This window comes from Enterococcus sp. AZ067 (assembly GCF_051715005.1).
Taxonomy (GTDB): Bacteria; Bacillota; Bacilli; order Lactobacillales; family Enterococcaceae; genus Enterococcus_D; species Enterococcus_D casseliflavus.
This window is the reverse complement of sequence record NZ_JBIOSY010000001.1, coordinates 1162191-1179803: the sequence shown is the minus strand read 5'-3', so window position 1 is coordinate 1179803 and position 17613 is coordinate 1162191. Positions and strand designations below refer to the sequence as shown.

Sequence of the window (17613 nt, the reverse complement as noted above, 5' to 3'; positions counted from 1 at the left end):
CGGCTCTTGTATCTTTGTCATGCTAATTCACGTGCGGCTTCTTGTGCGGCTTCGTTGACGGCAACTGCCTGCTCACATTTTTCCATTAATGCTACTAACGCTTTATCTAACACTGCTTCATTTTCGGAGGTTCGCTGACTGATTTGCGTCATAGGCTGCGCCGCAAGATCCAGCAAATAGGTAGGGATTGCTTCTTTTTCAGCAAAAGTGCCCTTGATCAGCGGCTGGTAGACAGACTCGCCACAGGATCCGGTTTTGATAAAGGCTAGTTCGAACTGCGCCTTCCCTGACAAACGCAACCGATAGACCCCTTCTTTGGTCAGCAGTTTTTCATCGGCAAAGCGTGCCTGTAATCGTGCGAAACGTTCGTAATCCATGGTATCTGCTCCTTTTGATTCCTTCTTTTCTCTAGTGTAGCAAATTTCTTGTTAGCAAAACATCTTTTTCATAGAGAACGCCTCCTTTTTCCTCGTTTGGTGATTTTTCACTTTACAAACAGAACAAACGTTCGTATAATTCAAGTGAGGTGAATGTGTATGCCAGCTGCAAAAATTGCTTATGCAAAACAAGAAACCTATGCATTTGAAAAACACTATTATGAATTGGTAAACTTTCCCACACCAGTGGCGCTTTTGTTTGATGAATTCGCACTGACGATGGAGCGCAATCAAAAATCGTATATTGCGATCCCCGCACGCTATTCCGTCTTAAAGGTTCCGCTCGTCTTTGTTTTTCGACTAGAGACTAAGGATGCGCCTGTTTATTATTATGAGCACGTACTCGCTGAAAATAAGATCATTCGCCGCTACAACCCCGAGCGTAACTATTTGCCCGGCGGAAGATAGACCAATGGTTCACCCCATTTACTGTACTCAGCGGCTGCACTCTCCTGATGCATATCACTGAGCAGCAGTTCGAATATTTGTCATCCAAACGAAACACCTCTATACTAAAAAGAAAGGGGTTTTTCACAATGACGAAAAAACCGCCGCAAACGTCTGAAGAAAAGGAAGCCGCTTCTAACAATATGGGACTGGGGATCGGTGTCGGAATGGCATTAGGTGCTGCGTTTGGGATGCTGTTTTTTGACAATCTAGCATTAGGCATGGGTTTAGGCATCGCACTAGGGGTAGCGATCGGTGCGGGCATGGATCAAAAAAGCAGCAAAGACAAGAAATAGCTGCAGCAAGGAGCTGTGTTTATCTGTCACAGCTTGCTGCCCAGTAAATACCAAAAAAGCCTAGGTTCTGCACTTGTTGTGCAGGACCTAGGCTTTTTTGCTACTTCGAGCAATATTCTCGAAAGCAGCTACTTCACAGTTGGTTACAACAGATTTCTTTTCGCCATTTCTGCGCGATACAGTTCATAGACCGCATCACTTTGCTTTGCATGGCTGCGGTAAAAGAGCCCATAAGAGAAAATCGCTTGGAAATTGCTTCCTTGATTTGCTCGTGCTACAGCGTGGTACAAATTCGCCAACTGCTGATCAGACATCTTCCCGCTTTTGATTCGTTTGGCAACTGCTTTTTGGGAAAGGGTAAATAAAATCGTCGTAAATACTTGATAAATCACCCAAATCGCCAGAATAACCAAAATAAATTTCACCAAATCAGGCATCACTTTTCAACTCCTTACAAAAAGTAAATCATTCGGATGATTTGATGTCAATAATAAAATAGAACATTTTCATTAATAATAGACACAAAGATTTTTAAATTACCACAAAAGATGATGTTCTTTCAATCATCAGAATTTCTGAATTGATACTCTCCTCTTAAAAAAAATTGCCTATTGTTCAGTATTTATGACACTGGTACAATTGAAAAAGCAACAACTCTTACTTAAGACTACTAGGTACTAGTGAAAAATAAGAGCGCTACCATTGTAATCAGATCTGTAGCGAATCGCGAAAAAGGAGTTGTACACTATGTTAACAAGTTACCCTGCATTGTTTTATTACACCGATACAGACGAAAGCGAAGTGAAGTATTTTATTTCTTTTCCTGATTTTCCTGAGCAAGTCGGCACTCAAGGCTTAGACATCGCCGATGCTTTATTCATGGCATCCGATTGGCTCGGAATCGTTTTGGCAGATTGTATTGAAAATAATCGGGAGATTCCGCTCTCTACCCCCATTAATTGTTTATCACTGGAAGCGAATAATCCGTTTATAGACGATTTAGATTTTGAATTCGATTACGACAAAGAAAAATCATTTCTATCGATGGTCCTTGTTGATGTTTCAGAATATTTAGAGAATCAAACCTTCGTCGAGAAAAAACTGGCGATTCCTCAATGGGCGGATAAACTAGGACGAACTATGCATTTAGATTTTTCAGAAATCCTCACTGACGCAATCCTAAAGAAAAAATGTAAAGACTAATTGCTTCTACACCTCATCACTATGAGGTGTTTTTTACTACTCAGCCCCCTGTTCCATACTAAAAAAGTGCGGCATTCTCTCACATGAAAAAGATACGAGAATGCCGCACGAAACGTTCAATTGTATTTATTTAGCGAGTGAACAGACCCAATCAATCTCTCTTTATTTCGCCAAACGGTAGATAGCATCTGCATAGATCACCGCTGCGTTGAATAGGTCATCCAAGCTCATGAATTCATTGGCTTGGTGCATGGTGTCGACATAGCCAGGGAACATTGCGCCATAAGCAACGCCGCGTTTCAATAGACGACCGTATGTGCCGCCGCCGATGATTTGTTCGAAGCCTTTTTCGCCGGTATGTTCTTCATAAACCGCCAATAAAGTTTCTACCAATGGATCATCTGCTGGCACGTAGTGAGGTTCCATGTTGCGGTCATTGCGGGTAACGGTTGCCCCTTCCATACCGACGGTGCGTTCCACACCGATTTCAAGTCCTTCCGCAGTTACGCCTTTAGGATAACGGAAGTTCAATGCGATAAAGTTGTCTGCTTGTGTTCCTACTTGGTTCGCTTTAAAAGCAAATAAACCAGCATTCATAGTCAATTTACCCATTTTTTCATCTTCGTACGCCACACCTAATTTTTCACCGTAGAAATCTTCATGGACATAGGCTGCTGCTGCATGGATGAATTGTTTTGCGCCGCCGCCAAAGGCATAGTTATCTAAGAAGACTGCTAAGAAAGTCCCCGCATTGATTCCTGATTGTGGGCTGGCACCATGAGCACCTTTACCGACTAATTCGATCGTCACTTGTTCATTTTCTGTTTCAATCGTCCCCGTCACTGGATTGGCTTCAACGTAATCGAAAAAGGCTTTTTCGATCGCTAGTGCTTCTTCTGTTGATGGAGCAATGAAGCTTGCTGTTGCCGTTCCTGGTACCATGTTTTCTCGCAAGCCAGCAGTAAAGCTTTGCAGCGTGAAGTCTCCTTCATTGTTGCCTTGGAAATGGATACCTAACGTCACATTCCCTTTTTCTCCATTGATGATTGGGAAATTGGCATCTGGTGAGAAGCCAAAATCAGGCTTTTCTTCATGCTCAAAGTAGTAATCCATATCTGCCCAGCCGCTTTCTTCATCAGAACCAACGACAAAACGGATTTTTTTCGATAATGGCAAGCCTAATTCTTTGATGATCTTCATCCCATAATAGGCAGCCATTGAAGGACCTTTATCATCAGAAGAACCACGAGCATAGATTTTGTTGTCATTGATGACTGGATCATAAGGATCGGTTGACCAGCCGTCACCTGCAGGAACAACATCCATGTGGCCGAAGATCCCTAATGTTTCGTCTCCTTCACCAAATTCGATGTGACCAGCGTAGTTATCGACGTTTTTGACTGTGAAGCCATCACGTTCGCCATAAGCTAGCATGTGTAGCAACGCATCACGAGGTCCAGGACCAAATGGCGCATCCGCAGACGCTTTATCATCTTCTCTTTCACTTTTCACTTTCAATAGATCAATCAAGTCGTTCAGCAAATCGTCTTTGCGGGCTTCGACCTCTTTTTTCCAATCGATTGTCATAGTGTTCCCTCCATTTCTGTTCTCGCTATTTATGATAACACTCTTAAACCAAAAAAGGAAAAAAAATTGCGCCTTTTTCCATGGGTCTTTTCTATGAAATTTCTAGGAAACAGGTATAATAAATATAACTCGATTTTGATTAACGAAAGGAGTCATTGCATGGAGCAACTTGATTCTGCAATTTTATCCAAAGTGATCCAACAGCGCCCGACAAAAAGCCACAAAGGCACTTTTGGCCGAGCCGTTTTAGTAGGGGGCAACCGCCAATTCGGTGGGGCGATCTTAATGGCTGCGCAAGCCTGTGTGTATGGGGGAACTGGTTTGACCACCGTGATCTCCGATGGCGTCAACCGAACCGCCCTGCACGCCCGCTTGCCTGAAGCGATGTTTGTCGATTGGCAGCAAACAGAACTGATCGATACGGTCACCGAATCGGCAGACGTCCTACTGATTGGTCCTGGATTAGGCGAAGGAAAAAGCAATTTTGATCTGCTGCAGCGGATCGTTTCTGCCCAAAAAGAACACCAATGGTTGGTGATCGATGGTTCGGCGATCAATTTGGCTGCCAAATATCCGCTGATCATCCCCTTTCCTGAACAAGTCGTCTTCACGCCGCATCAGATGGAATGGCAACGGCTCAGCGGACTGGCAATTGCCGACCAGACCGAAGAAAACAACCAGCAAGCCCAACAAAAACTCGGAAGTCTGGTAGTCTTAAAAAGCCATCGCACACAAATTTATGGCAGCAACATCGCCCAAAATCCCCTCGGAACACCCGCAATGGCGACTGGTGGGATGGGTGATACGCTGGCAGGCATGATCACCAGCTTTTTGGCACAGTTTGAAAAAACAGAGGAAACGATCCAAGCGGCTGTCTATCTCCATAGCCTGATTGGCGAAGCATTGGCAAAAGAGCACTATGTCGTTTTGCCGACACAAATCAGTGCCGCATTGCCTCAATGGATGAAAAAGCACCAAGCATTCGATCCAGAATGATTTCTGATAAACCATTCATCAAAAAAACGTCCCTTTCTGCATTTATCGAAAGGGACGTTTTTTCCAATGGTCAGCTAATTGTTAAAATAAACCACTCGCACTTCATACGGCGCCAAGGTTGCTGTTTGAGGGACTGCTTGATTGGTCTCTAAATCAACGACTTCTTTGATCAAGTGTAGTGTCTGCTCTTTCTCAGAAAAATTCATGATGAAAAAGTACGTTCGTTCTGGACTGATCCTGCCTTGGATCGAGACTGCAGGATTGGCATGCGCGATCCTTTCCTCTGCCAAGGACAGCTCACGGACCAAAGAGGCATAAAACTGTTCGAAAAAGTCATAGTTGGTGCGAGCCGCCAGATAGTAGGCGGTGCCTGCACCAAAGGCATTTTTGGTGATCGCAGGTGTTCCTTGGTAAAAATCCGCTTGATACTCCCCTAGTACCTCCGCTGATTCGGCTTCGATGATTGCAGAATAGTCCCGTGTTTCAAAGGGCTGTCCTTGAAAAACCAACTGATTGTGTTCAGTGTCAAAAAGAGTTTCCAGCTCCAGCACGTTGATGCCTAATAATGCTCGCAACGGCTGTGGCAAGCCCCCCATATACAACAAGTCGGTTTCATTGACCATGCCGCTAAAGTAACTGGAAATCAAGGTACCACCGGCTTGTGTATACTGGCAAAGTTTTGCCATCGTCTCCGATGACATCAAGTAAAGCATCGGAGCGATCACCAACTGATAGTCAGAAAAATCTTGCTCTGGCGTCAAAATATCGACAGCGATGTCTTGTTCCCAGAAATAACGATAATGCTCCTGCAACGTTTGCGGATACCGTCTGGTTGGTCGACCAAACCCGCCGCCTCGCTTCAATGCCCAGTTGCTTTCCCAATCAAAAAGGATCGCCACTGCTTTTTTTCTTGTGGTTCCTTGAATCTCTTTGATTTTTTCCAAGCGCTTGCCGTAAGCCGCAACTTCTTTGAAGATCCGATTCTCCGTGGAATCATCATGTCCCACGACTGCCCCATGGAATTTTTCTGAATTGCCGCGGGATTGGCGCCATTGAAAATACAAGGTACTATCTGAGCCGTGAGCGATCTGCTGCATGGCACTCAACTGATGAACACCAGGCTTTTTCGCTTTATTAAAGGAATGCCAGTTAACAAAACTCGGCGTGCATTCCATCACTAAAAAGGGCTGTTTCTTCAATGACCAGTATTGATCATGTACATAGGCGGATTTCATCGCTGTCGCTGCCAAGGATTCAAAGTTGTTGTTCCAATCAGGGTAACTATCCCAGCTAACGATGTCCACATGACGAGCGAACTTGCTGTAGTCAATGCCTTCTAAAGGAATAAAATCTTGGGTAGCATGTCCTTCCGCCATAAAATTCGTCGTCACAGGAATGTCCGGTGTCAGCTGACGGATCGGCGCACATTCATGCAAATAAAAATCGATCGTCCTATCTGTGACAAATCGTTTCCAATCAAGATCCATGCCATGCACTTTGTGTTCCCCTAAAGGTGAAGGCGGTAAAACCTGCGACCAATCGGAGTAAGTACCGCCCCAAAAAGAAGTCCACCAGGCATGATTCAACGTGGCTAAATCACCATATTTTTTTTGCAGCCAGCTGCGCCAGTTTTCCTGACAATAGGAGCAAAAGCATTCCCCAGAGTACTCATTGGAGATATGCCACATGGCTAATGCCGGATGCTTGCCGTAACGTTTTGCCAACTGCTGATTGATTTGCGTCACCTTTTCCCGATAGATCGGTGAAGAGTAACAGTGATTGTGGCGAAACCCATGGGTATGTTTTTGCCCTTGGGCGTTGGTCCGATTGACTTCAGGATACTTTTGGCTTAGCCATTGAGGCCGCCCACCGCTAGGAGTGGCCAAAATGACTTTGCCGCCGATGCCATGGATCTGATCAAACACTCGATCCAACCAGTCAAACTGATAAACGCCTTCTTGCGGCTCTAAGGCACTCCAAGCAAACACCCCTAATGTGACGGTGTTGACATGGGCTTGCTGCATGTAGGCAAGATCCTTTTGCAAGATTTCTGGATAAGCCAGCCATTGATCGGGGTTGTAATCCCCGCCATGCATAAACTGCTGATCAAACAATTGATTGCTCATCATTCTACTCCTTTTTTGGCTTGTAACTGGTAGACAAATGATTGAAAATCGCCAGTGACTTGCGCTGTTCCATGGTTGACGGCATTAAACTGATAGGGTTTACGCAACCCTAATTGCCTTAACAGCTGACCAGAGACAGTTTCGCCATTGACCTGATACACCTGTTGGGCATTAAGAAAGGCTGCGGGCAAAAAGTCTTCCGCCGTCGGATTGGCTTGTGCCAGCACGCGAAAGAAAGCAATCAATGCTTCTTCGTTTTGTGGGTCATACGCTGCCCAAGTCGTTTCATTGGCATGGTCCAACTGCTGCAGCTGGTAAAAAGTGCCAAAGGTCAGCAATTGCCGCTGTTTTTTATAAAAGACGATTTGGGATTTGATCGCCTGCTTTTCGGTTTCAGACAAGTGAAAGAGATCGAGTTCATACCCCAAAGGCCCAAACATTGCGACGGTTTGCCGAAAGGCTAAAGACGTTGCCCGGCCGACTTGGTGGTTTGGTGCCGCCGACACGTGATTGCTGAAGGAGGACAAAGGATACCCTAACAACGTTCCGCTTTGGATGGCTAAACGTTCCACTGCATCACTATCATCACTAGGCCAAATCTGCGGACTGTAAAATAAGATCCCTAAATCGTATCTGCCCCCGCCGCCAGCACAGCCTTCGATCAAAAGGGTCGGAAACGCAGCTAAGATTTTTTCATATAAGCGATAAAGACCTAAAATGTAGCGATGATAAAACTCCGTCTGAGAAATTCCCTGTTCCGCTAAATAGGGAGAGTAAGCTTCAGTGATATTGCGGTTCATATCCCATTTGATGTAATCTAGCTTGGTTTCAAGGATCACTTTTTGCATCGCTTCGAAAATCGCCTCGACCACTGCTGGATTGGCAAAATCCAACACGTATTGTCCGCGCCCCACAGAGATCCGCTCATAAGGATGCTTGACTACCCACTCAGGATGCTCTTGGTACAACTGACTATCTGGCGAAACCATTTCTGGTTCAAACCAAATCCCCAGTTGCAGCTGCATGGCATGAATTTTCTCAGCAAAAGACCCGATTCCTTTTGGAAATTTGGCAGGGTCCGCCACCCAATCGCCTAATGAACTGCGGTCGTCGTTGCGTTTTCCAAACCAACCATCGTCAAGCACAAAGCACTCCATCCCTAACGCCTTGCTTTCTTGGGCTAAGGTCAACAGCTTTTCTTCATTAAAATCAAAATAAGTCGCTTCCCAATTATTAAAGACGATCGGCCGCTGCCGCTTTTGCCAATAAGGGGCAATCACATGCTTTTCGATAAATTGGGCGGATTCTTGACTCAAGCCATTCAGACCATCAGCGGTGAAGGTGAAGAGACATTCTGGGGCTTCAAAAATTTCTCCTTGTGAAAGCTGCCAGCTGAAATGCTCAGGATGTATCCCCAACATCAATCGAACGTTGTCCCACTCATCCATTTCCGCTTGCGCTAAAAAGTTGCCCGAATAAATCAGGTTGGCACCATAGACGTGACCAGTGTCATTGGTGGCTTGCTGTTCTTTTAAGGCGACAAAAGGATTGTGCTGATGACCAGACGCTCCTTTTAACGAGCCGACACTGATCGTCCCTTGGGTCAAAGGGACCGTCTTGATGTGCCGTTCTTTCAGCCATGCGCCTGAAAGATGCAGCAGTTCAAAATCGCGATTTTTCAGCTCCAAGACACCACTCAAAAAGCGCTGGATGGTTCTCGGCTTGCTCCCCGTATTGGTCAGTGTTTGCTGCCGCGTGATGGTTCCTGATCCTTTGAAGATCGTATAGGTGATCGCCATTTCCAGCTGCCGCTCTTGATCTACTAATTCAAAGACGATGCTTTGGCTTTCATCAGCAGAAGCAAAGCTGGCTGGTTGCGCCAGCTTTCGTTCTTTGCCCTCAAAACAGTGAAAAGCCACAAGTTTAAAATCAACATAAAGTGGGGTTTCTTCCTCAAAAACCGACACTGCCCCTTCTCGAAAATCAGAAGTCCCATACGTTGGCAATTCTTGAAAACGGTCCGCCAAGGTAAAAAGATTGTCTGCTTCAAAAAATTTGACGGTTCCTGCCGATTTATTCTCTTTTTTCTCAAGGTACGCTTGATCAAACGGCGCCAGTGTGCCTAGAGATGGCCCAAAATAGACATGACCCAGTTGCTGATTTGGTAACACATTTATGATATAACTAATTTTTTCATTGTATAAGTGAAAGAGTTGTTCATTCCTAATTTCTATCATTGCTATCCTCAATTTTCCCCATTTTTTTCATTTGTCCCTGCTCGTTGACAAGCTGCTTCAAGATAACGCAAGCGTTTTTTGACGCCGCGATTGAAAAAGAATTTGTAAAACAGCGCCGCCAGCATAAAACTGTAGGTTGTTTTCTGCTGCGCAAAACGGCTTTGTTCCGAATACGTGACTTGCAGCTTCCCTTTTCGTCCTGGAGCAAAACTGTACCGTTGATCGATCACTCCTTCTTCATGGGTCGTACGAAGCCACAGCTCATCCGCGGCAATTTTTTTGACCGTCATGACGGCAGGTACCAACCGCGGGGCGGTTTTGGTTTGGATCATCGTTTCAATACGGCAGCCTTCCCCGAACGGTTCTTGGACTTGTTTGGCTAGAAAGAATTTCTCTTGTTCCGCCAATAACACACGGGAAAAGTCCGTAGGTGTGGTATTCATTTGATAACTGCAAGACAATGTATCGGTTCTCATCACAAATTCCTTTCTAAAGGGTGCGCTATTGCATTCCTTTCCGTTTCTGGGCTTATCTTTCTTCTACCCTTTGATTGATCGTTTCAGATGTCGCTTGTTCATTTAATGCCGCTTCCGCTTTTTCTTCTTTCAAGTACCCGCGATCCATTACGATCAAGAATGGCACCCAAATCAAGGTCATTACGGCAACCGTCACTAACTGTAAGATTGCGCCGGCAATAGAACCCGTGCCTAACCAACCAGATAAGAAAACAGGGGTCGTCCAAACCACCGTTGCTCCAATTGGTCGTGGCACCAAGCCTGCGGCGATCGCAAAGTAAGAAATCGTCGTACTGGCTAATGGCGCTAAGATCCATGGGACAAAAGCGATCGGGTTCAAGACGATCGGCAAACCAAAGGTCATCGGTTCAGATACGTTGAAAACAGATGGAGCGATCACCGTCTTCATTAATTTTTTCATCCGAATCGAACGAGCGATAAAGAATGCCATCGTAATCGAGATCCCCAGCTGCATTCCTTGATTGACGAACACGCCCATAAACGTAGTGTTAATGATATGGGGCAATTGTTCCGCCCCTGCTTTGTAAGCTTCATAGTTTTCGATCGCTAACGCATTCATGATTGGATCGATCACCGCATTGACCACTAGTGTCCCGTGAATCCCAAACCACCAGAAGAATTGGGTGAACAAGACGGCGATCAGTACTGCTGGCAACGTACCGCCTAAGCCCATCAATGGTTTTTGCAAAATCTCATAAACGAAATCAACGGCATTGCCCCATGAAGTAAAGGTGAACAAGTAGCGGATCAAATTGAAAAGGAACAACGGTGCCGCCCCAGGAATGATGGCGACAAAGGATTCGGCGATCATTGGCGGAACCGAATCTGGCATTTTGATCGTCAGCCCAGCCGCACTGATTTTGCAATAGATCTGCGTAGCGATAATGGCCGTGATGATTCCGACAAACATTCCCTCAGCCCCTAATTTCGACAAGGGGATCACTGTACCTAACTCTTCGGATGAGCCAAAAGGCAGCAGCATCAAAAACGAAGACAGTGAGATGGCACCCGCAAATAATTTGGCTTGTCCATACTTGCCAGCCAACTGATAGCCGATCCCAAAAACAACGAAAATAGCGGTGATACTCATGGTCGCATTTCCGATAGGACCAAAAAAGTCGTTTAGAAACGTGATGAATCCCTCTGGAAGTTTTTCCGAGAGTCCGAAAGTAGCAGGCAGATTTTGAATAATAATCATAATTGACGCAAACATTGTTGCAGGAAAAGCGACCATAAACCCATCACGAAGACTTAACAAGTATTTGTTGTTGGCAATGATCTGAGCAAAAGGCACCATCTTTTCGGCTAATTTATCAATAAACTTCATTTCGTTTTCTCCTTTATTTTTGACTGTAAACGTTTACTATAATCAGTATAGTTGTTTAGTTAATGTTTACACAACCCCTAAAATAAAAAAAGATCAGACGTCACTGATCTTTTTCGGCAATCGATTCTCTAATGATCAATTCACTGCCACAAACGACGCGAACAGGCATCGTCCGCACCCCAAGGATTTTATTTTTCGCTAATTCGACACTCATCTGCCCCATCTCTTCAGCTTTCATCTTAACGGAGGACAGTGCGGGCGTCATAAATTGCGCCATTTCGATATCATCAAAACTAACGACTGACACATCTTTAGGAATCGATAGCCCCGCTTCAGCGAGTGCCTTGTAAACCCCGACAGCCATAGGATCGCTGGCAACGACGATCGCTGTGGGGCGAGGATTCATTTGCGCGATCTGCTGACCAAAATGCAAACCAGTCTCTGGTGACCATTTCCCCTGCAGCACGGTTGTGAACTTTTCCAATTTATTGAGCAGCATCCATTGGCGATAATTTTCTGCTCGAATCTCTTGTTCATCGTAAACGACTTCGCCAGAAATCGTCACTCGGCTGGCAACACCGCCCACAAAGGCAATATTCTCATGGCCCTTCTCTTTTAACAACGTGAGGATCTGGTGAGTCTTTTGGGCAAAATCGGTTTGGATGCAATCGTAGCTGGGTGCTTCACTATAATTATCCACCAGGATAATATTGGCATTTTGCTGACTGATCTCTGCCAAAGCATCGCTGGTCATCTCCCCAATAATAATGACTGCGCCATACTTCGCCAATTGTGCCAAATCTTTTTGAGGCTCCCGCATGGAAAAGGCCCGAATCGTTTTTAAGCGCCACTTCGCCGCTTCCTTTTCGATCCCATTGCGGATCATCATAAAATACGGATCGTTTCTTTCCGACTCTCGATCGTGGCGGGTAATGATGGCAATCGTGTTTTGGTCACCGACTTCACGGGAATGGGGTTGATTTTTTTCTTTTGAATAATTCATTTGGTTGGCGATCTCAATGACTCGTTGACGCGTGTGTTCATTGATACTGAAGGTTTCATCATTGTTAAGGATTCTAGAAACACTTGCTACCGACACCCCGGCTAATTTCGCGATATCTCTCATACTTGCCATAGCTGCACCTCATCTGTTTACTGTTTACTAAATTTACATTCAGCATAGGCATAATTTTTGACCCTGTCAACCTTCTTTTCACAAAAAAACCGAAACTCCTTAGCTTTTCACTAAGGAAGTTTCGGGATACCCGTTTGTTTTCTATTTGAGCGCTTGGTCACAGAGCAAGACATTGACTAAATACAAGGTGCTGATTCCTAAGACCAATAAGTAGACTGGGCCAAACAGAAAAAAGGACAAGACAAGCGTCACTGTTGCTAAAAGATGCGCCAGTACTCGTTTGGGTGAACGAGCAAACTGATAAAAACTATAAAACAATGAGCTGGGCTGCTGCGGATAGGTGTGAAGCAGCCTCGTTTGATAAAGTAAGACCAAGCAAAACAAGCCAAAGGTGAACGCTAACGCGTAACTAGCGATCTGAAACAGCGGGTGCTGCAAACGGCTAAAGATAAAGCTGTCCGCTAAAAGCAGCAGGAAGAATAGACTGAGCAAACGGTCTTGCCCTTTTCTTGTTGCCCACTGTTGATGAAATACCTGCTGAAAACGAGCTTTGCTGCTTGCCTCCAAGCCATCGTTCCGCAGTTCCATCAACGTCTCGATCAATGCTCGACTAGCGGTGGTACTGGTGATCAAAGGCAAGGAATACAACAGCCACATGCCTTGTAAAACCAGTAAATGCGGAAGCCAGTTGATGCCAGTCAACAGCGCGTGGTTCAAGCGTTGCGGGGTAACTTTTGTTCTCATCCTTTGGAACCTCCCGTCAGATCCATTCCCTCAATAAAGTAGCGTTGTGCGAGGAAGAATAGCAAGATCGTCGGCAATAGCACAAGCGTTGCTCCTGCCATCAAGTAGTTCCACTGGGTCGTTGATTGGTTTTGGAAGACTTGCAAGCCAATCTGCAGCGTGTACTTTTCTTGGTTTTGAATATACAGTAATGGTCCTAAGAAATCATTCCATGCCCCATTGAAGGAGTTGATGGCAATCGTGATCAGCGCGGCTTTCGTCAATGGGATCATTAGATGGCTCCAAATATAAAGATGATTAGCGCCATCGATCTTAGCGGCTTCGATCAATTCATTGTTGACGGACAAGTAAAACTGCCGCATCAAGAAAATGTTAAAGGCGTTGCCGAAAAACGCTGGAACGATCAGCGGCAGATAGGTGCCGACCCAGCCGATTTTGGAAAACAAAACATATTGCGGGATCATCGTCACAAAGCCAGGAATCATCATCGTAGACAAGACGAGGGCAAAGATCAGATTTTTTCCTGGAAAGGCCAATTTTGCAAACCCATAAGCAATGAAGGAATTTGATAAGACATTCCCGAAGACCACTAAGACGGTAATGAATAACGTATTTTTTGCATACTGCCAAAATGGAAAGGCGTTGATAGTCTCCAAATAATTGCCAAGATTGATTTCTTCTGGGAAAAAGGTCGGCGGGTAGCGCACGATCTCCTCCATCGGTTTCAATGACGTAAAGACCATCCACAGCAACGGAATCAGCAGCACGATCCCGATGATCGACATCACCACATAGCTGATGATTTTTTTGACTCGCTGTTGGCTTGATTTGCTTCGTGTTTTTGTCGTCATTTCCATTAGCTGCCACCTCCGGTATAGTGAACCCAGCGTGGTGCCAGCTTGAGATTGATAAAGGTCAAGACTAAGACGATCAAGAACAAGATCATCGACATGGCCATCGCATAGCCCATATCAAAGGCGACAAAGGCTTTGTTCCACATATGCAAATTATAGAAGAGCAGCGAATTTGCAGGACCGCCGGTACCATTTTTGGTCATCACGTATGCTTCTTGGAAAATTTGAAAAGAACCGATCGTTGAAGTAATCACATCATAGAAGATGATTGGCGTGATCAAAGGGATCGTAATATTTTTGAATTTCGCCCAAACTCCCGCCCCATCGATCTCAGCCGATTCATACAGCGTCGGTGAAATATTTTGCAAGGTAGCTAGATACAAGAGCATCGCGCCCCCCGAACTCCAAATCTTCATCAAAATCAACGCTGGTTTCGTCCATTCGGGATCAAACAGCCATGCTGGACCTTTGATATTGAACCAGCTCAAGAAGGTATTGATCAATCCTGCGGAAGGAGATAATAATTGCATCCATAAGACGTAGACGGCAACCCCTGAAAGGATCGCTGGCAAGTAAAAGGTGGTTCGGAAAAAACTGATTCCGCGGATTTTTTGATTCAATAAAGTGGCTAGAAAGACACTGAACAACGTGGTCAAGGGAACATTGAAGAGTACAAAATACGCCGTGTTATAGAGAGATTTCCAAAACAGGGTATCTTGCGTAAACATGCGGGTAAAGTTCTTAAAGCCGATAAAATTCATTTTCGACGTCAGATTGTAATCGGTAAAGCTTCCTACGAAGGAAAACAGCATGGGCCCTAACATAAACACCACGAACCCAAGCAAAAATGGTGCTACGAAGAAGTAGCCCCAAAGAGCTTCTTGCCGTTTACTTTTTGAACGCTTCTTTGGCATTCCTTCCACTCCATTCTATTTTTACTCATTGTTTGTTCAAGAAAACATGTCCGCTTCGCAAAGCAGAAAGCAAAGCCCAGTCCGCTAACCGACTGGACTTTCCTTCTTTTTTAAAAACGCTCGTTTTGAAGTTTATTTGTTTTGCTCAACAAGATCTTCCACCGCTTTTTGCGCATCTGCCAACCCTTCAGCCGGTGTTTTGCTGCCGAGCATGATTTGGTCGATCTGTTCATTGACAAGACTGCTGAAGTCAGGCGCTGTCAACGGCACAGGCGTGATCACCGTATTGGCAAAGTTTTCATCCGCCATTTGGTAGATCATTTGGCCGTTTTCATCTAGATTGTCGTTGTTGACCAAGTTTTCGTTGGCTGTCCGATTCGCCATGATATCAAAGCTCTTCTCACCAAATTTCTCTTGAACTTCTGGTGTCGACAAGTATTTGATAAACTCATAGGACGCTTCAGGATCTTTGGCACCGTATGGCACTTCTAGGACGAACCCGCCGCCCCATGACCAGTGACCAGAGCCGCTTTCTTTTTCAGGAATTTGAATGACCCCAAATTCAAAGTCATCTGGTGCATTTTCCGCCAAACTTGAGTAGTAGTTGATGTTTTGCGCACGCATCGCCACTAATCCAGAAATGAATGGATCGGCAACCCCTGAACCAAATTCAGCTTCTAAGCGATTGATGGTATCTTGACCATAATACTCTTGCCAGTCTAAGATCCATTCCAACGCTTCCACTTTGTTGTCTGTATCGATTTTGACGTTCTCATCCTTGTCAAACCAGCTGACGCCATCGTCGGCATTCAACGCCCACACGTCAGCGCCTAAATTCCACAATGGGTAAAAGCCGATTCGCTCAAAATCATCACCGTTTTTGACATCTAATTTACGAGCAACTGTTTCTAACTCCTCCCACGTTTGTGGCAGTTGCTCTTCACTGATACCAGCCTCTTTAAAGAGTGTCTTATTGTAGAAAATCACTTGCGTATCTGTATTGAATGGAACGGCATAGGCATCCCCTTCGTACTCCACCGTATCCCATAATTGCGGATAAAATTCATCAGAAAAGCCCTCTTCGATATACTCGCTTAAATTCGTTGCTTGCTGCGCTTCTGCCCGCTGAGCAACAGAATTGATATCTTGTACAATAACATCAGGCGGATTGCCAGCAGTGATCGACGATAGTGATTTTGTCCAAATATCGCCCCAAGGCTGGTAGCTGTATTTGACCTCGATTTTATCTTGTGACGCATTAAAATCATCAATAATTTCTTCAATTACTTCTTGTCTTGCACCAGACCCCCAGAAGGACCAAAAGTCCAACGTCGTTTTGCCATCTGCTGACTCATTCCCCGAGGAATCAGCGGTTTCACTGTTGCCGCATCCTGACGCCAGTACACCAACTGAAAAAAGCAAAGTCCCCATATAAAATAACTTTCTCATTTAACCTAACCTACTTTCATTTATTTTTAATGTACTATTTAAAAGCTATCACTACTTCTTCTTTTCAGCAAACAAAAAGCATCGTTATTCGAATAAAAAAATAACGTTTTTACCGTTTCTCGACAAGAAGAGCGTTTTCTTTGAAAATATAAAAAAAGTGGGGCATCATAGAAATAGCACCTATTTTTCAACCTCACGTCAGACCATTTGAAAAACGATGTTTATAGAAAGGGAGTAACCACATGCTAGTCATTGTCGATATGCAAAACCAAATTCTCGATGAAGAGAACGAAGCGTATGTACCAGATGGCGCCGCTCTCGTCAAACGAATCGCCAAGCGCCTAGAACAAGCGCGGGCGAATGGGGAGTACATTTTACACACCCGCGACATTCCAATCGAAGTCAAAGGAACGCCTGATGAAGAAGCCGATGCCCTGCAGCTGATCCCAGAACTTAAGCCTCTCGAAAATGAAAAAGTCGTCAAGAAATACTATTACAGTATTCCACCTGAGGTCTTGATCGACATTAAGAAAAATCTATTTGAACCTGGAGAAGAAAAGAAAATCGAAATCACTGGTGTTGAAACCAACATCTGTGTCCTTTCCAATACCATCGAGATCCAAAGCGCCTTTCCTGACGCTGATTTTACTATCAATAAAACATTAGTCGCTGGTAAAAACCACGAGTCACAAGGACTCGACATCTTACGAGACTTCAATGTCGAAATCATTGATGGCACAAAACAAACCAATGACCAATAGGTAACGAAAGCTCCCTGTTCAAGGAACAGAGAGCTTTTTCAATTTGATTATTCATTTAATTCATTGAGCCATCTAATAGCTCGGTCGGAATTTCAATCCGAACCTCATTTTCAGTCTGACAGTTTGGACATATGAAGGTTCCTTCGATGGCTTCCTTCACTTCCCCGTAAGCATAATGAATAGCGATTTCATCTTCTGCCAATTCATTCGTTTCCAACGGTGGTACCATGGTTAATTGCCCCTCGCTGTCTTCTTGTAAATGAACGACCAGCTTCCCATCAAAGTTTTCATTGCAATTGGTGCAGGAAGCCTTTCCTCGAATCGTTAGATCCATGATCATCCCTCCTCATTTCTTGTCACTGGTTGATGCAGGTTCCGTTAGATACTCGTAACGCATGCATGCTTCACTTTAATAGTGTCACGCTTTCACTTTTTTAGCAAATCATCTGTTTTTCTTTTTTTAAACCATTGATGAAGAAAAAACAAATCAACCGTTTTGAGCGTTTTCGTTGTCAAATCGTTAAAATCCTTGCAGAATTAAATTATCTGTTACTAAAAAGTAAA

The 17613-nt window shown here is 44.6% G+C and carries 18 protein-coding genes; 5 read left to right on the top strand and 13 right to left on the bottom strand.

Features of this window, described 5'->3' with window-relative positions:
* Nucleotides 1–17: 17 nt before the first annotated feature.
* Nucleotides 18–377, bottom strand: a complete 360-nt coding sequence (locus IGI82_RS05600) for a hypothetical protein (RefSeq protein ID WP_438841850.1) — start codon at nucleotides 375–377, stop codon at nucleotides 18–20.
* Nucleotides 378–536: 159 nt separating this feature from the next.
* On the opposite strand from IGI82_RS05600, the gene IGI82_RS05595 reads away from it, so the two are divergent.
* Both IGI82_RS05595 and IGI82_RS05590 read left to right on the top strand, forming a co-directional pair.
* Nucleotides 537–845, top strand: coding sequence for a DUF5960 family protein (locus IGI82_RS05595; protein ID WP_008378984.1), 309 nt, complete (start codon nucleotides 537–539; stop codon nucleotides 843–845).
* Between the two features lie 128 nt (nucleotides 846–973).
* Nucleotides 974–1180, top strand: coding sequence for a hypothetical protein (locus IGI82_RS05590; RefSeq protein ID WP_015509297.1), 207 nt, complete (start codon nucleotides 974–976; stop codon nucleotides 1178–1180).
* Between the two features lie 143 nt (nucleotides 1181–1323).
* Here IGI82_RS05590 and IGI82_RS05585 read toward each other — a convergent pair whose 3' ends face one another.
* Complete coding sequence (locus tag IGI82_RS05585; protein WP_128488171.1) at nucleotides 1324–1617, bottom strand: hypothetical protein; 294 nt, start codon at nucleotides 1615–1617, stop codon at nucleotides 1324–1326.
* A gap of 310 nt (nucleotides 1618–1927) precedes the next feature.
* On the opposite strand from IGI82_RS05585, the gene IGI82_RS05580 reads away from it, so the two are divergent.
* A complete protein-coding gene (locus IGI82_RS05580) occupies nucleotides 1928–2383 on the top strand; it encodes a type II toxin-antitoxin system HicB family antitoxin (RefSeq protein WP_438841849.1) in 456 nt (151 codons plus the stop codon).
* Nucleotides 2384–2545: 162 nt separating this feature from the next.
* On the opposite strand, the gene pepV is transcribed toward IGI82_RS05580, so the two are convergent.
* The gene (gene pepV / locus IGI82_RS05575; RefSeq protein ID WP_438841848.1) at nucleotides 2546–3970 is read right to left on the bottom strand and encodes a dipeptidase PepV; all 1425 of its coding nucleotides are present in this window, start codon (nucleotides 3968–3970) and stop codon (nucleotides 2546–2548) included.
* 159 nt (nucleotides 3971–4129) lie between these two features.
* Between pepV and IGI82_RS05570 the strand changes: the two genes are divergently transcribed.
* Complete coding sequence (locus IGI82_RS05570; protein WP_438841847.1) at nucleotides 4130–4966, top strand: NAD(P)H-hydrate dehydratase; 837 nt, start codon at nucleotides 4130–4132, stop codon at nucleotides 4964–4966.
* Between the two features lie 74 nt (nucleotides 4967–5040).
* Here IGI82_RS05570 and IGI82_RS05565 read toward each other — a convergent pair whose 3' ends face one another.
* From IGI82_RS05565 to IGI82_RS05525, 9 genes are all read right to left on the bottom strand, one after another.
* Entirely contained in the window at nucleotides 5041–7095 is a 2055-nt protein-coding gene (locus IGI82_RS05565) for a beta-galactosidase (protein WP_438841846.1), read from the bottom strand.
* On the bottom strand, nucleotides 7092–9329 hold the full coding sequence (locus IGI82_RS05560) for an alpha-galactosidase (RefSeq protein ID WP_438841845.1): 2238 nt from the start codon (nucleotides 9327–9329) through the stop codon (nucleotides 7092–7094). The genes IGI82_RS05565 and IGI82_RS05560 overlap by 4 nt, the downstream gene beginning before the upstream one ends.
* A gap of 8 nt (nucleotides 9330–9337) precedes the next feature.
* Nucleotides 9338–9805 (bottom strand): hypothetical protein, encoded by a 468-nt coding sequence (locus IGI82_RS05555; RefSeq protein ID WP_438841844.1) that lies wholly within the window; start codon nucleotides 9803–9805, stop codon nucleotides 9338–9340.
* 52 nt (nucleotides 9806–9857) lie between these two features.
* Nucleotides 9858–11192, bottom strand: a complete 1335-nt coding sequence (locus tag IGI82_RS05550; protein ID WP_438841843.1) for a PTS sugar transporter subunit IIC — start codon at nucleotides 11190–11192, stop codon at nucleotides 9858–9860.
* 100 nt (nucleotides 11193–11292) lie between these two features.
* On the bottom strand, nucleotides 11293–12327 hold the full coding sequence (locus IGI82_RS05545) for a LacI family DNA-binding transcriptional regulator (protein WP_016621049.1): 1035 nt from the start codon (nucleotides 12325–12327) through the stop codon (nucleotides 11293–11295).
* 141 nt (nucleotides 12328–12468) lie between these two features.
* The gene (locus IGI82_RS05540; protein ID WP_438841842.1) at nucleotides 12469–13071 is read right to left on the bottom strand and encodes a hypothetical protein; all 603 of its coding nucleotides are present in this window, start codon (nucleotides 13069–13071) and stop codon (nucleotides 12469–12471) included.
* The gene (locus IGI82_RS05535; RefSeq protein ID WP_438841841.1) at nucleotides 13068–13928 is read right to left on the bottom strand and encodes a carbohydrate ABC transporter permease; all 861 of its coding nucleotides are present in this window, start codon (nucleotides 13926–13928) and stop codon (nucleotides 13068–13070) included. Before IGI82_RS05535 ends, IGI82_RS05540 begins: the two co-directional genes overlap by 4 nt.
* On the bottom strand, nucleotides 13928–14839 hold the full coding sequence (locus IGI82_RS05530) for a carbohydrate ABC transporter permease (protein ID WP_005234717.1): 912 nt from the start codon (nucleotides 14837–14839) through the stop codon (nucleotides 13928–13930). The genes IGI82_RS05535 and IGI82_RS05530 overlap by 1 nt, the downstream gene beginning before the upstream one ends.
* Nucleotides 14840–14971: 132 nt before the next feature.
* Nucleotides 14972–16288: an ABC transporter substrate-binding protein gene (locus IGI82_RS05525; protein ID WP_087627141.1), complete on the bottom strand. Its 1317-nt coding sequence runs from the start codon at nucleotides 16286–16288 to the stop codon at nucleotides 14972–14974.
* A 242-nt stretch (nucleotides 16289–16530) separates the two neighbouring features.
* Between IGI82_RS05525 and IGI82_RS05520 the strand changes: the two genes are divergently transcribed.
* The gene (locus tag IGI82_RS05520; protein ID WP_005225481.1) at nucleotides 16531–17049 is read left to right on the top strand and encodes an isochorismatase family cysteine hydrolase; all 519 of its coding nucleotides are present in this window, start codon (nucleotides 16531–16533) and stop codon (nucleotides 17047–17049) included.
* A gap of 55 nt (nucleotides 17050–17104) precedes the next feature.
* Here the strand turns inward: IGI82_RS05520 and IGI82_RS05515 are convergent, their stop codons facing one another.
* The gene (locus IGI82_RS05515) at nucleotides 17105–17389 is read right to left on the bottom strand and encodes a hypothetical protein (protein WP_005225480.1); all 285 of its coding nucleotides are present in this window, start codon (nucleotides 17387–17389) and stop codon (nucleotides 17105–17107) included.
* Between the last annotated feature and the right edge of the window lie 224 nt (nucleotides 17390–17613).